This is a genomic window from Aeromonas allosaccharophila, from assembly GCF_016026615.1.
Classification (GTDB): Bacteria; Pseudomonadota; Gammaproteobacteria; order Enterobacterales; family Aeromonadaceae; genus Aeromonas; species Aeromonas allosaccharophila.
This window is the reverse complement of the sequence record NZ_CP065745.1, coordinates 1,461,165-1,474,176: the sequence shown is the minus strand read 5'-3', so window position 1 is coordinate 1,474,176 and position 13,012 is coordinate 1,461,165. Positions and strand designations below refer to the sequence as shown.

12 protein-coding genes and 5 tRNA genes are annotated in these 13,012 nt (G+C 57.9%); 8 read left to right on the top strand and 9 right to left on the bottom strand.

Going from position 1 to position 13,012, the window contains the following annotated elements:
- The first annotated feature begins 95 nt into the window (after positions 1-95).
- The gene (locus I6G90_RS06530) at positions 96-743 is read left to right on the top strand and encodes a DedA family protein (protein ID WP_042657456.1); all 648 of its coding nucleotides are present in this window, start codon (positions 96-98) and stop codon (positions 741-743) included.
- 87 nt (positions 744-830) lie between these two features.
- Here I6G90_RS06530 and dsbB read toward each other — a convergent pair whose 3' ends face one another.
- Together dsbB and nhaB are read right to left on the bottom strand one after the other, a co-directional pair.
- Positions 831-1,352, bottom strand: a complete 522-nt coding sequence (gene dsbB / locus I6G90_RS06525; RefSeq protein ID WP_058051550.1) for a disulfide bond formation protein DsbB — start codon at positions 1,350-1,352, stop codon at positions 831-833.
- 97 nt (positions 1,353-1,449) lie between these two features.
- Positions 1,450-3,030, bottom strand: a complete 1,581-nt coding sequence (nhaB, locus tag I6G90_RS06520; RefSeq protein ID WP_197930345.1) for a Na(+)/H(+) antiporter NhaB — start codon at positions 3,028-3,030, stop codon at positions 1,450-1,452.
- 333 nt (positions 3,031-3,363) lie between these two features.
- Here nhaB and fadR point away from each other — a divergent pair, with 333 nt between their 5' ends.
- The 6 genes from fadR to I6G90_RS06490 all read left to right on the top strand — a co-directional run bounded on the left by fadR (position 3,364) and on the right by I6G90_RS06490 (position 9,723).
- On the top strand, positions 3,364-4,077 hold the full coding sequence (gene fadR, locus I6G90_RS06515) for a fatty acid metabolism transcriptional regulator FadR (RefSeq protein WP_026034983.1): 714 nt from the start codon (positions 3,364-3,366) through the stop codon (positions 4,075-4,077).
- Positions 4,078-4,342: 265 nt separating this feature from the next.
- Positions 4,343-4,483: a TIGR02808 family protein gene (locus I6G90_RS06510; protein WP_005345965.1), complete on the top strand. Its 141-nt coding sequence runs from the start codon at positions 4,343-4,345 to the stop codon at positions 4,481-4,483.
- A 188-nt stretch (positions 4,484-4,671) separates the two neighbouring features.
- Positions 4,672-5,229 (top strand): YaeQ family protein, encoded by a 558-nt coding sequence (locus I6G90_RS06505; protein ID WP_058051548.1) that lies wholly within the window; start codon positions 4,672-4,674, stop codon positions 5,227-5,229.
- 12 nt (positions 5,230-5,241) lie between these two features.
- Entirely contained in the window at positions 5,242-6,126 is an 885-nt protein-coding gene (locus tag I6G90_RS06500) for an AEC family transporter (protein ID WP_058051547.1), read from the top strand.
- Between the two features lie 186 nt (positions 6,127-6,312).
- Positions 6,313-8,148 (top strand): sigma 54-interacting transcriptional regulator, encoded by a 1,836-nt coding sequence (locus tag I6G90_RS06495; RefSeq protein WP_197930343.1) that lies wholly within the window; start codon positions 6,313-6,315, stop codon positions 8,146-8,148.
- 237 nt (positions 8,149-8,385) lie between these two features.
- A complete protein-coding gene (locus tag I6G90_RS06490) occupies positions 8,386-9,723 on the top strand; it encodes an IS4 family transposase (RefSeq protein WP_197930341.1) in 1,338 nt (445 codons plus the stop codon).
- A 35-nt stretch (positions 9,724-9,758) separates the two neighbouring features.
- Here I6G90_RS06490 and I6G90_RS06485 read toward each other — a convergent pair.
- The 7 genes from I6G90_RS06485 to I6G90_RS06455 all read right to left on the bottom strand — a co-directional run bounded on the left by I6G90_RS06485 (position 9,759) and on the right by I6G90_RS06455 (position 12,214).
- Positions 9,759-9,835: transfer RNA gene (locus I6G90_RS06485), tRNA-Val, on the bottom strand.
- Positions 9,836-9,876: 41 nt separating this feature from the next.
- Positions 9,877-9,953: transfer RNA gene (locus I6G90_RS06480), tRNA-Val, on the bottom strand.
- Between the two features lie 34 nt (positions 9,954-9,987).
- Positions 9,988-10,064, bottom strand: a tRNA-Val gene (locus I6G90_RS06475).
- An 18-nt stretch (positions 10,065-10,082) separates the two neighbouring features.
- Positions 10,083-10,159 (bottom strand) — tRNA-Val (locus tag I6G90_RS06470).
- 13 nt (positions 10,160-10,172) lie between these two features.
- Positions 10,173-10,249 (bottom strand) — tRNA-Val (locus I6G90_RS06465).
- 229 nt (positions 10,250-10,478) lie between these two features.
- Positions 10,479-11,858 (bottom strand): MATE family efflux transporter, encoded by a 1,380-nt coding sequence (locus tag I6G90_RS06460; RefSeq protein WP_075112167.1) that lies wholly within the window; start codon positions 11,856-11,858, stop codon positions 10,479-10,481.
- Positions 11,859-12,007: 149 nt separating this feature from the next.
- A complete protein-coding gene (locus I6G90_RS06455; RefSeq protein ID WP_005345813.1) occupies positions 12,008-12,214 on the bottom strand; it encodes a YaeP family protein in 207 nt (68 codons plus the stop codon).
- 132 nt (positions 12,215-12,346) lie between these two features.
- Between I6G90_RS06455 and I6G90_RS06450 the strand changes: the two genes are divergently transcribed.
- Complete coding sequence (locus I6G90_RS06450; RefSeq protein ID WP_058051544.1) at positions 12,347-12,958, top strand: riboflavin synthase; 612 nt, start codon at positions 12,347-12,349, stop codon at positions 12,956-12,958.
- The last annotated feature ends 54 nt before the right edge of the window (positions 12,959-13,012 follow it).

Genomic DNA, 13,012 nt, shown 5'->3' with positions numbered 1-13,012 from the left:
GCCGCAGCGGGATGAAAAAGAGGCAGTTCCGAAGATTGTGACCCGGATCGCATTGGCGTAGACTCCACGCCGTTCACTTTATGGGTATGGAAAAAATGGATCTGATCCTCTTTGCTATCGACTTTATCCTGCACGTTGACGTGCATTTGAAAGAGCTGTTCGAGAACTATGGCGTCTGGGTTTACGCCATCCTGTTTCTGATCATCTTCTGTGAAACCGGGCTGGTAGTGACGCCGTTCCTGCCGGGTGACTCCCTGCTGTTTGCCGCCGGTGCCCTCACCGTGGGCAGCGTGCTGGACGTCCACACCCTGGCCGGGGTACTGATCATCGCGGCCGTGCTCGGCAACGTGGTCAACTACACCATCGGTCACTTCTTCGGTGAGCAACTGTTCCGCAATCCCGATTCCAAAATCTTCCGTCGCGACTATCTGGACAAGACTCACGCCTTCTATGCCAAGCATGGTGGTAAGACCATCATCATCACCCGCTTCCTGCCAATCGTGCGTACCTTTGCGCCGTTCGTGGCAGGGATGGGGGCCATGACCTATCCGCGCTTCCTGGCGTTCAACCTGGTTGGCGGTCTGCTGTGGGTACTCTCCTTTGTCTATGCAGGCCACTTCTTTGGCAATCTGCCGGTGGTGCGTCAGAACTTTACCCTGCTGATCTTCGGTATCATCGGTATCTCCCTGTTGCCCATGGTGATTGGCGCGGTCAAGGCCAAGATGGGCGCCGCCAAGGCGTAATCGACAGTCAGACAAAATACGGTCAGACAGAACGAGAAGGGGGAGCCACTATGGCCCCCCCTTCTTATATCTACGCAGAGATGCAGATCAGTTGCAGCAGCGTCCTTTCACCAGATTGCCGATGGCCACCACGGTGAAGACCAGCAGATAGGCGGCGAAGATGACGACCAGCCACTGGGGCATGGAGTAACCGAAGAATTGCCAGGTGATCTGGGCACAATCCCCTTCCGGCATAAAGAGCCAGGGGAGCCACTGATCGAGCGGGGCCCAACTCGGGAAGTCGGCAAACGGGCTGCAGACGTTGAACGGGGAGGGGTTAACCTGATAGTCCACATGCTGGAGTGCCAGCTGGAAGCCGCGGAAGGCACTGTAGCCCCACAGCAACATGGCGCTCCAGCGAACATACCACTTATCCGGCGCCACCATGCCGAGCAGACCGGCGGCCAGCACACCCAGGGTCGCCAACCGTTCGTAAACGCACATTACGCACGGGGAGAGGCCCAGCACATGCTGGAAGAAGAGGGCGCACAACTCGAGGAACAGGGCTGATGCTGCCAGCAGACCCCAAGCCAGCCGATGGGCTGCGATACGGCGGAGAAACTCGATCATCTCATTGATCTCTCAGAAAAAACAGTGGCTGAATTAGAGCAGAGCGGGGCAGAAAAGAAAAGGGCCCTGAAGGGCCCCCGGGATCCGTAGTCACGGATTAATGAAGCGCTGGCTGCACTGCCGGCAGCGCACTCTCCATCACCAGCCATCCGTGCTGATAGAACCACTCGGTGGTCGGGGCGAGCAGCAACTCCACGGCGAAGAAGCCGACCAGTCCCAGCACTATGGTATAGGGCAGCGCCATCCAGACCATGCGGCCATAAGAGAGACGCAGCAGCGGCGCCAATGCAGAGGTGAGCATAAACAGGAAGGCGGCCTGACCATTCGGGGTGGCGACCGATGGCAGGTTGGTACCGGTGTTGATGGCCACCGCCAGCAGATCGAACTGGGCGCGGTCGATGGCGCCATTGATCAGCGCAGTCTTCACCTCGTTGATATAGACGGTGCCAACGAAGACGTTGTCACTGACCATGGAGAGCACCCCGTTGGCCAGATAGAAGAGGGCCAGCTGATTCTCCGGTTTGGCTGCCAGTACCAGCTGGATCACCGGTTTGAACAGCTGCTGATCGATGATGACGGCAACCACGCTGAAGAAGACCGCCAGCAGGGCGGTGAAGGGCAGCGCTTCCTGGAAAGCCTTGCCCAGTGAGTGCTCCTCGGTGATCCCGGTCAGGGAGGTCGCCAGCACGATGACCGAGAGGCCAATCAGGCCAACGGCTGCCAGGTGCATGGCCAGACCGACGATCAGCCAGATCGCAATCAATGCCTGAACGATCAGCTTGGCCTTGTCTTGCTGACTGCGTTTTGCCTCTTCGTAGCGGTTGTACTCCTCCATGATGGCGCGAACCGTGTCCGGCAGGCGGGCACCATAGCCAAACCAGCGGAACTGTTCCACCAACACGCAGGTCAGCAGACCGCAGATAAAGACAGGGATGGTCACGGGGGACATGCGAATGGCAAATTCGCCGAAGTTCCAGCCAGCCTGCTCGCCGATGATGAGGTTTTGCGGCTCGCCCACCAGGGTGCAGACACCGCCCAACGCGGTACCGATGGCGGCATGCATCATCAGGCTGCGCAGGAAGGCGCGAAAATCGTCGAGATCCTGGCGATTGAGCTCGGCGACTTCCTTATCATCGGTATGGTCATGGCTGTGACCAAACTCCTTGCCGGACGAGACCTTGTGATAAATGGCATAAAAGCCGGTGGCGACGCTGATCACCACGGCAATCACGGTCAGGGCATCGAGAAAAGCCGACAGGAAGGCGGAGACCAGACAGAAGGAGAGGGAGAGCAGGATCTTGGAGCGTACGCCGATCAGCAGCTTGGTGAAGACATAGAGCAGCAGCTGCTTCATGAAATAGATGCCTGCCACCATGAACACCAGCAACAACAGCACTTCGATATTGGCGACCAGCTCGTGTTTGACCTGATCGGCGGAGGTCATGCCGATCAACACGGCTTCGATCGCGAGCAGACCACCCGGTTGCAGGGGGTAGCACTTGAGGGCCATGGCCAGGGTGAAGATAAACTCAACGACCAGTAACCAGCCCGCAATGAAAGGATCAAGGTGGAAGGCAATCGGATTGATCACCAGAAATAGCAAGATGGCGCTTTTATACCACTGTGGTGCATTGCCCAAGAAGTTCTTGGCGAATGCCTGCCCTAGGCTTATTGGCATGATAATGGGTCTCAACTTTGTTGTTAGGATCTGCTTCTATGCAGTCAAGGATGATTCGACCTGTGCCTCCGGATGTTGGCCTTTATCTGTCTGATTCCTCGTGATTTTAATCAAAAAGCGTGACGATTATAAATGATAGCCGATGGATCTCTGCCCATGTGTCTGTTTTATAACCACCTTGTCGGGGTTGGCTGGCTCCCCTGCGGCGATTAGATACATATTCCCAACACTATATTTGCCATATGTGAGCAGAGGACTGACCTTATGCTTGCCAGCCATCATCGCTTTGATATCATTCGTCAGCCTTTTTACGCATTACAACAGAGTCAATTCATGGTTATAAAAGCGCAGAGCCCAGCTGGGTTTGCCGAGGAATACATCATCGAGTCCATCTGGAACAATCGCTTTCCTCCCGGATCTATTCTGCCCGCCGAGCGTGAATTATCCGAGTTGATCGGGGTGACGCGGACGACCTTGCGCGAAGTGCTGCAGCGACTGGCCCGTGATGGCTGGTTGACCATCCAGCATGGCAAGCCGACCAAGGTGAACAATTTCTGGGAAACCTCCGGCCTCAATATTCTGGAGACGTTGGCTCGTCTGGATCAGGACAAGGTACCTGATCTGATAGCTCAGCTGCTCTCCGCCCGTACCCACATCTGCACCATCTTTATCCGCGGGGCGATCCGTCACAATCCGGAGCAGGCCGCCGAGATCCTGCGTGGCGCCGATGGGGTCGAGAACAACGCCCAGGCTTATGCCGAGTTCGATTATCGCCTGCACCACCAGCTGGCGTTTGCTTCCGGCAATCCGATCTACGCCCTGATCCTGAATGGTTTCAAAGGGTTGTATAGCAGAGTCGGCAGCTACTACTTCTCCGACAAGCAAGCTCGCGAGACCGCAGATGCCTACTACAAGACCCTGCTCAATCTGGCGGAGACCAAGAACCACGAAGCCGTTTTCATGACGGTGCGTCAGTACGGTATCGAGTCCGGCAAGCTGTGGACTCGCCTGCGTCAGGACATGCCAAGCGATCTGTGCGACAACTGATCCCTTGCCTGTGCTGTCCAAGAAACGCGCCATCCGGCGCGTTTTTTTATTCTGCCGAGTTTGTGTCTATCCTTGATTGGCGGTGGTAATTGCTTGAACTGCATGGATATTTGGCCAAAAAGCTTGATCCAGCGCAAATGAACCCTGCATTTATCACTTTGGTGGCATAGGACCCAACCGCTGATTGAGGTCAAATGGAGTCATCAAGAGCGGAGCCAATATCCGCCAGAAGGAACACACCTTTCACCGGATGAAGGACACAACAATGAGTCTTCTTGAACACACCATCTGGACAGTACTGGGATATGGGGCCATGCCCTTTATCTTTCTGAGCGGATTCGTGGCGGTGGCAGTGACCTGTTGCATGCTGCTGAACGCGTTCGGAGTACAGTCCGCCGAGAAGTGAGTCGCTTCTCATGCCGCCAAATGCCAGTCTTCGGACTGGCATTTGTTTTTTGTGTCTTTTAAAGCACTTATCCCGGCAGGGAAGGGGAAATGTTTGGTCAGGATGGTCGAACCCGTCGCCGATTTTGATTACACTGGCGCCCGTATTTTTCAATCATCTTTCTCTTATTCAGGTGTTCAAGGTTTTCTATGGCTCTCAAGGCAACCGTATTCAAGGCCCAGATCAGTTTGTCTGATATGGATCGCAATCTGTATCAGGACTTCTCCCTCACGCTGGCCCGCCACCCCTCCGAAACCGATGAGCGGATGATGATCCGGCTGGCGGCCTTTGCCTGGCACGCCGCCGAGCGACTGGAGTTCACCAAGGGACTGAGCGCCGATGACGAGCCCGAGCTCTGGTGCAAGAACTACTCGGATGAAATCGAACTCTGGATTGAACTGGGCCAGCCCGATGAAAAACGGCTGAAAAAAGCCTGCAACCGCGCCCGTCAGGTCGTGCTCTATCTCTACGGTGGCCGTGGCACCAGCGTCTGGTGGAAGCAGAACCAGGGCAAGCTGAGCCAGCACGACAACCTCAGCATCATCGAGCTCTCCGACAGCCAGACCCTGCCGCTTACCGCCATGGTCGAGCGCACCATGCACCTTACCTGCACCATTTCCGATGGCCAGCTCTGGGTCAGCAACGGCGCACTGGAAGTGACGCTGGATCCGGTGGTGTTGATGGGCAAACCGGCCCGCGAACTGTAACGGACGCCGCCCATGCTCAGCGCCCTGCTCAATATCGTCATTCCGGTGTTCGGGGTCGTCGGGCTCGGCGCCCTCTATGGGCGATTGCGACCTGGGGCTGCCCTCGGTTACGTCAATCGGGCCAATATCGAGCTGTTTACCCCGGCGCTGGTCTTCTCCGCGCTGGTCAAGTATCCGCTGGCGCTGGCGGAGCATCTGCCGCTGATTGCGGCGGGGGCGTTGGTTATTCTGCTACCCGGCCTGCTGCTCGCGCTGCTCAAACTCAAAGGGATTGAGCGGGCGGCACTGATCTTGCCCGCCATGTTCCGCAATACCGGCAATCTCGGTATCCCCTTGATGGTGCTGGCGTTTGGCGAGCAGCAACTGGGGGCCATCGTGATCCTCTTTGTCCTCTCCAACCTGCTGCACTTCTCGGTCGGCATGTTTATCCTCTCGGCCAATACTTCCCGCTGGCTGTGGCTGCGCAGCCCTGTGTTGTGGGCCGCATTGGCCGGTTTGCTGGTGGCCAACCTGCATATCACGCTACCGGAATATGTGGTCACCACGGCCTCGCTGCTCGGTCAGATCTCGGTGCCCCTGATGCTGTTTGCATTGGGCATTCGGCTGATGGAAGGGGAACTCGATCACCTGGGGCTCGCGCTCAAGTGCAACCTGCTCTATTTGCTGGCGGGGGGATTGTCGTTGCTGCTGGCGATCTGGTTGTTGCCCCTCAAGACGGAGTGGATCCCGCTGTTGATGTTGTCGGTTTCGCTGCCGCCAGCGGTGTTGAATTACATGCTCTGCGAGCAGTATCACTGTCAGCCGGACAAGGTGGCCAGCATCGTGCTCGGCGGCAATGCTCTCTCTGTGCTGGTGATCCCGCTGGCGGTCTGGCTCGCGCTCCATCTGCCGGGCTAAGCCGGAAGCCATCTTCTATATTTCTGTTTTTATTGGTTTTTATCCGCACCTCAGAAGGTTCTGAGAATAGCGTCCATTTTCCCTTTTCGTGATCCCCCCCGAAGTAGTTGCTCCTGATATCCCTTAGTATCTGGCCAGCATGACTCCCTTTAGGGGGAGGATAACAAGAACAAAAAGGAATGATGGATGAGATCCGTGAGCAACCAATGTCTGTTGATGCAGATCCAGCCGACCATCTTGCGCTTTGCCAAGATGCTGGCGAGTGTGCTGCAGCTTGAGGTCGAGATTGTGGATGCCGATATGGTTCGGGTGGCTGGCACCGGGCCCTATGGCAAGTTCTTCGGACGTCAGCTGGAGGGGGATTCCCGCCTGCTGCGCTATGTGATTGATAACCAGCGGGAGAAGATCGTTACCCACACCAGCGATGATCCGGTGTGTGACGGTTGTACCTGCAAGGAGAGCTGCCGTGAGCGCGCCTTCCTCGGGGTGCCCATCATGGTGGACGAGCGCTGTATCGGGGTGATCAGTCTGGTGGCCTTCAGCGACGAGCAGCAGGCGCGCCTCAACAACAATCTGCAGGATGTGTGTGACTATGTGCGCCACATATCCACCATCTTTGTGGCCAAATTGCTCGATTCGCGCGGGCTGTCGGACGGGGTCAACAAGGTGTTCCTCAATCTGATGACCAACATGGATCAGGGCTGCCTGCTGCTCGATGACAAGAGTCAACTGCTCTACGCCAACGAAGCGGCGCTCCATCATCTGGGTTGCCAGCAGGAACAACTGCAGGGGCGCGAAGTGGGGATCCGTCCGCTCACCTTCTCCCGGCAGGGGCTGAGTGGCCATATCCAGCACATCATCACCTTCGAAGGACGTCAGGAGCTGATCATCGGCCAGCTGCACCATGTGCAGGGCCAGCAGCTCTTTCTGATGGCGTTTCACCAGTCCCACTCAGGTCTGGTTCAGGAGCCGGATCCGGATGTGCGGATCGATCAGCTTATCGGTGAGAGCAAGCCGATGCGCACCCTCAAGCGGCTGCTGCACCGCATCGCCCAGAGCCCCTCCAGCGTGCTGATTTGCGGCGAGAGCGGCACCGGTAAAGAGGTGGTGGCCCGCGCCGTCCATCGCTTGAGCCCGCGTCAGGATAAACCTTTCATCGCCATTAACTGCGCCGCCATTCCCGAACAACTGCTCGAGAGCGAGCTGTTTGGCTATGTGAAGGGATCCTTTACCGGCGCCTCCAGCGGCGGCAAGCAGGGCCTTATTCAGGCGGCCCATCAGGGCACCCTGTTCCTCGACGAGATTGGTGACATGCCGCTCACCATGCAGGCCAAGCTGCTGCGGGTGCTGGAGCTGCGGGAGGTGACCCCTATCGGGGCCAGCCGGCCGGTGCCGGTGGATATCCGTATCATCGCCGCCACCCACCAGCATCTCGATCAATACATCGCCGAAGGGAAGTTTCGCGAGGATCTCTACTACCGCATCAACGTCATCCCCCTCAACCTGCCGCCGCTGCGGGAGCGGGAAGGGGACGTGGAGCTGCTGACCCACTACTTCCTCAACCTGCACACCAGCCGCATCGGCATCGTCTATCCCGGTCTGGCGCCCGAGGTGATGGCGCTGCTCAAAGGGTATCGCTGGCCGGGCAACGTCCGTGAGCTCAGCAACCTCATCGAATATCTGGTCAACGTCAGCCAGGCGGGCGAGGTGATCGATGCCAGCCTGTTGCCCCCCAACATCATCCGCAATCAGGAGCCCCATCGCGTGGCGGCCCAGTCGATCCCGGTGACCAATCTGGATGCGGCGTTCAATGTCCCTGCCGCCGCACCGCTCGCGGCCATGTCGGAGAAGCTGCCTGAATCCGTCCCGGGTGAGAGCGGCCTTGAGAGCATGGAAAAACAGATGATTGAAGAGACCCTGCAGCGGCTTGGCAACAAGAAATTGGCCGCACAGGCGCTGGGGATAGGGATTGCCACCCTCTATCGCAAGATAAAGAAGTACGAGATTGCCGTGCAGAGCTGAAGGTCTGGCGGCGTCTATCCGGCCCGTGTCGTTTATCGGATGACACGGGCTTTTTATTGGAACAAGGCTCTGCGCCATTGCCCGGTCGGTACTGAACGGATTGGCGGGGTAGGGGAGTGACTGGACAGAATGCAAAAAGCCCGCTCGATGAGCGCAATGCTGATCAGTTAAGGATCCATTGACCGATCCTTCTGCTGTAGGACAATCCGGAACCAGTCACTGGTTCCGGATTTTTTTATGTCTATTGCAAACGACCTGAACGATGTTATTGAGACATCTGGCGACATGCTGGCTCGGCTGGCCATTTTTGCCGACCATATTCCCGACGAATGGATTACTGCCGCTGCCACCTTGTCTGAAAAGGCCACTATTCGCCGCCGCCGCTTACCTTCTGATATGGTCTTGTGGCTCGTCGTGGGGATGGCCTTTTTCCGTAATGAGCCCATCTCCGAGGTCGCTCGGCGCCTCAATATCTGTGCAGAAGGGTTGGCCAATGACGCCTTGCTCGCGGACAGTGCCCTGTCTCAAGCCCGTCAGCGACTCGGCAAACAGCCGCTCGAGTGGCTGTTCAAGCAGTGTGCCGATGTGTGGGGACGGGAACGTTATCCTGAAGACCAGTGGCACGGTTTACAGGTCTTTGCCATCGATGGAGCCCTGTTCCGTACCCAGGATATGCCTGAACTCAGGGCGCATTTCGGCTCGGGTAACACCTCAACCAACCGGCAGACACCCTACCCGATGCTGCGGCTGGTCACGCTGATGAATGTCCGCTCGCATGTCATTGCCAACGCGGCCATCAGCCCGTACCGCAAAGGGGAAATTCCCCTGGCCAGCGAGTTCATTCACTCATTGCCGGACAATTCGGTGACCCTGCTGGATAAAGGCTTCTTCGGTGCCGACCTGTTGCTGCGTATTCAGGCCGAAGACACCGACCGTCACTGGCTCATCCCGGAACGCAAGGGGCTGGTATATACGGAACTGGAGCGCTATGGCGACGGTGACCGTCTGTTGCAAATGACGGTCTCGCCTCAGGCACGCAAGAAAAACCCCGAGTTGCCGACGCACTGGCACGTTCGTGCAGTGACCTATGAGGTGGCCGGCAAGGAGAAAACGGTCTTTACCTCCCTGCCCGTGGCGCGATTCAGCGCAACGCAGGTGGCAACCCTGTACCACGAGCGCTGGGAAATCGAGCTGGGATACCGGGATATCAAAAGCGCGATGCAGCACAACGCCATCACGCTGAGAAGCAAGAAAGTGGACCTGGTTTATCAGGAGCTGTGGGGATTGCTGCTTGGATACAATCTGGTCAGGCGGGAGGCGAGCCAGGCCGCCGTAGCCCATCAGCGAGCGCCTAATGAAGTGAGCTTCAAGTTTGCCTGTCAGTTCATCGCGAACCAGATGGCAGTGATGGCGGGCGCGTTATCGCCAGCCCATACCCCACGGAGGTTGGCGGAGTTGCGGGGCTGCATAGGCGTCATGTTCATAGAAAAACGCCCCAGGCCATCGAGACCCAGGGCGGTGAAGATATCAAAGACCCGTTTTCCGGTAAATCGCAATGCGGCTCCGCTTAAGTGAACAGCATTGCGCTCGATGAGCGGGCTTTTTTAATCTGGTGCGTCCTAGTGGATTCGAACCACCGACCCCCACCATGTCAAGGTGATGCTCTAACCAGCTGAGCTAAGGACGCAGGGTGCGCAATGCGACTTTTGACTTCTTTATGCAGGAAAGTGGTGGGTTTAATTGGATTCGAACCAACGACCCCTACCATGTCAAGGTAGTGCTCTAACCAACTGAGCTATAAACCCACATCTGGAATATCTGCATATCTTTCAAACTGAATGGTGCGTCCTAGTGGATTCGAACCACCGACCCCCACCATGTCAAGGTGATGCTCTAACCAGCTGAGCTAAGGACGCATAATCAGTGTTCTGTAATGGTGCGTCCTAGTGGATTCGAACCACCGACCCCCACCATGTCAAGGTGGTGCTCTAACCAGCTGAGCTAAGGACGCATCACAGAAAAAGTGGTGGGTTTAATTGGATTCGAACCAACGACCCCTACCATGTCAAGGTAGTGCTCTAACCAACTGAGCTATAAACCCACTTGATGAAATGAATTCGAACCAACGGCACAATCTTCACCATGCCAAGGTCATGCTCTGACCAACCGAGCAACAAACCCACTTCACTGCACCAGCATTGCTGGCGTGGTCGGCATACTACCCATGCCCCCCAAGGCTGTCAACAGGCCATATGCACAAAGGAGACTGTTTGCCCAGTTCTTGCGCAGCCTGTTGATTTTGCAGGCGAGTTGTCGCTTACCAAGCCCTGTTACTGAGCCCGCGACAGGGTGGTGCAGGCCTCCGGAGTGGCAAAACGGCCGTAGATGTAGCGCAATCTTGCCCCCAGCATCAGGGCCGCACTGGTGAGGCCGACGATAAAGCCAATCCAGAAGCCCTGTGGCCCCATCCGCGGTACCAGCCAGTCGGTCAGACCCAGGATCATGCCGGTGGGCAGCCCCAGTCCCCAGTAGGCGACGATGGTGACATAGAAGATCGCCTGGGTATCCTTGTAACCGCGCAGCGCAGCGGCCGCGACCACCTGCACCGAGTCGGAGAGCTGGTAGATGGCTGCGAAGAACAGCAAGGTGGCCGCCAGGGCGATCACCTGCAGGTCATCGGTATAGATGCTGGCGATGTGCTCCCGTAGCAGCACGGTCACCGTAGCGGTGAGTGCAGCGACACTCACGCCCAGCATAAGACCGGTACGGGCGGCCACCCGGGCGTGATGGGGCTGGCCTTCACCGATGCTGTGGCCTACCCGGATGGTGACACCCACCCCGATGGAGAGCGGCAGCATAAAGACCAGACTGGAGAAATTGAGTGCAATCTGGTGGCTCGCCACCGTTTCGGCGCCAAAGGGGGCCAGCATCAGCGCCACTACGGCAAACAGGGTCACCTCGCAGAAGATCGCCATGGCGATGGGGAACCCCAAGCGAAACAGGCGCCAGATCTGGCTGCCGTTGGGGCGAACCAGCTGGGAGAAAAGCCGGATCTCGGTGAAGTGACGGGAGAGCTTCACATAGAGGATCATCGCCAGCAGCATGGCCCACAGCACGATGGCGGTGGCCACACCGCAACCTACCCCGCCCAGTTTCGGCATGCCGAAGTGGCCGTGAATGAAGATGTAGTTGGCGGGAATATTGACCGCCAGCCCGACAAAGCCGATCACCATGGTGGGCATGGTGTGGGAGAGTCCTTCGCTGAAGTTGCGCAGCACCTGGAACATCGCAAAGGCGGGCAGGCCCCACAGAATGGCATGCAGATAGCCGCTGGTCTTGGCGGCCATCACCGGCTCCACATCCATAAATTGCAACGCCAGCGGGCTGTAATAAAGCGCGATCATGGCCAGCGGGGTGACGATCAGTGTCAGCCAGAAGCCCTGATGAACGGCCGGGCGCACCTCTTCCCGTTTGCGAGCACCGTTGAGCTGGGAGACGATGGGGGTCAGCGCCATGATGATGCCCTGCACCAGCAGGATCACCGGTAACCAGAAGCTGGACGCCACCGACACGGCCGCCAGATCGACCGCGCTCACCTGTCCCGCCATCACGGTATCGACGAAGTTCATGGCGACCTGGGCCACCTGGGCGACCAGAATGGGGCTGGCTAGACGGACGAGCTGCTTCGCCTCGGACCAATAACGTTGCACTGACACCTCCGAGTGGATCAGATAAGAGTAAAAAAGAGCGGAAATCGGGAAGAGCCTTTGCACTTTCGGACGAAAGTGCAAAGGGCGGGGGAGGCATTCTAGCCTGAAATTCATCCAGGACGAAATAGTTGCCGCCCCAGGGGGCAGGATCAGGCGTCTTCGTGATCGCTGATCAGCAGGTTGGCCGCGGCATAGGCCGCCTGCTCACGCAGTTCGGCGGGTACCCGCTCATCGGCGGCGACGGCGTTGAGGGCGCGGATGGTGGCGGCGATGGCGTTTGGCACATAGCCCTGCTCGCCGGAGCCAATCTGGTTATAGGCGATGCGGATCGCTTCACAACATTGATATACCTGCATTTCTTTTTCCTTGTTTACCCGGATGTGAACGGCGTCACTATAGCGATCGGGCGCAAGCTTGTCAGCCTGTACCCTTGTCTCACCCTCTGCCCGAGGTTAACCTGCCCTTTTTGCCGTCGCAGGAGACGAGAGATGTTCACTGGCATAGTGCAGGGGACCGCCGAACTGGTGGCCATCGAGCAGCAACCCAACTTCCGTACCCATGTGATCCGCATGCCAAGCCCGGCGTGGGGGGAAGGGCTGGCCCTCGGTGCCTCGGTTGCCCACAACGGCTGCTGCTTGACCGTCACCCGGGTCGAGGGAGATCTGGTCAGCTTCGATCTGATGCAGGAGACCCTGCGCCTCACCAACCTCGGCCTGTTGCAGGTGGGGGACAAGGTCAATGTGGAGCGGGCGGCCCGCTTTGGCGACGAGATCGGTGGCCACGCCATGTCCGGCCATATCATCGGCATGGCAGAGGTCACCTCGGTGATCGACACCCCCAACAACCGTCAGGTGTGGTATCGCCTCGCCCCCGAGTTGATGAAATATGTGCTGACCAAGGGCTACATCGGCATTGATGGCATCAGTCTGACCATCGGTGAGGTGCGCGAGCGGGAGTTTTGCGTTCACCTGATCCCCGAGACCCTGGCCCGCACCAACCTCGGTTGGGTCAAAGCGGGTTGGCAGACCAATATCGAGATCGATCCCCAGACCCAGGCAATCGTCGATACCGTGGAGCGGGTGCTGGCGGCGCGCCAATAGTGGTATCACCGCCCTGGCACTGTGCCGTGTCAGGGCGGTGAGCGCGCATCTCAT

Excerpts from the sequence above, each read along its gene's own strand:
- I6G90_RS06530 (WP_042657456.1), top strand. The coding sequence starts at position 96 with ATGGATCTGATCCTCTTTGCTATCGACTTTATCCTGCACGTTGACGTG.
- dsbB (WP_058051550.1), bottom strand. The coding sequence starts at position 1,352 with ATGATCGAGTTTCTCCGCCGTATCGCAGCCCATCGGCTGGCTTGGGGT.
- nhaB (WP_197930345.1), bottom strand. The coding sequence starts at position 3,030 with ATGCCAATAAGCCTAGGGCAGGCATTCGCCAAGAACTTCTTGGGCAAT.
- fadR (WP_026034983.1), top strand. The coding sequence starts at position 3,364 with ATGGTTATAAAAGCGCAGAGCCCAGCTGGGTTTGCCGAGGAATACATC.
- I6G90_RS06510 (WP_005345965.1), top strand. The coding sequence starts at position 4,343 with ATGAGTCTTCTTGAACACACCATCTGGACAGTACTGGGATATGGGGCC.
- I6G90_RS06505 (WP_058051548.1), top strand. The coding sequence starts at position 4,672 with ATGGCTCTCAAGGCAACCGTATTCAAGGCCCAGATCAGTTTGTCTGAT.
- I6G90_RS06500 (WP_058051547.1), top strand. The coding sequence starts at position 5,242 with ATGCTCAGCGCCCTGCTCAATATCGTCATTCCGGTGTTCGGGGTCGTC.
- I6G90_RS06495 (WP_197930343.1), top strand. The coding sequence starts at position 6,313 with ATGAGATCCGTGAGCAACCAATGTCTGTTGATGCAGATCCAGCCGACC.
- I6G90_RS06490 (WP_197930341.1), top strand. The coding sequence starts at position 8,386 with ATGTCTATTGCAAACGACCTGAACGATGTTATTGAGACATCTGGCGAC.
- I6G90_RS06455 (WP_005345813.1), bottom strand. The coding sequence starts at position 12,214 with ATGCAGGTATATCAATGTTGTGAAGCGATCCGCATCGCCTATAACCAG.
- I6G90_RS06450 (WP_058051544.1), top strand. The coding sequence starts at position 12,347 with ATGTTCACTGGCATAGTGCAGGGGACCGCCGAACTGGTGGCCATCGAG.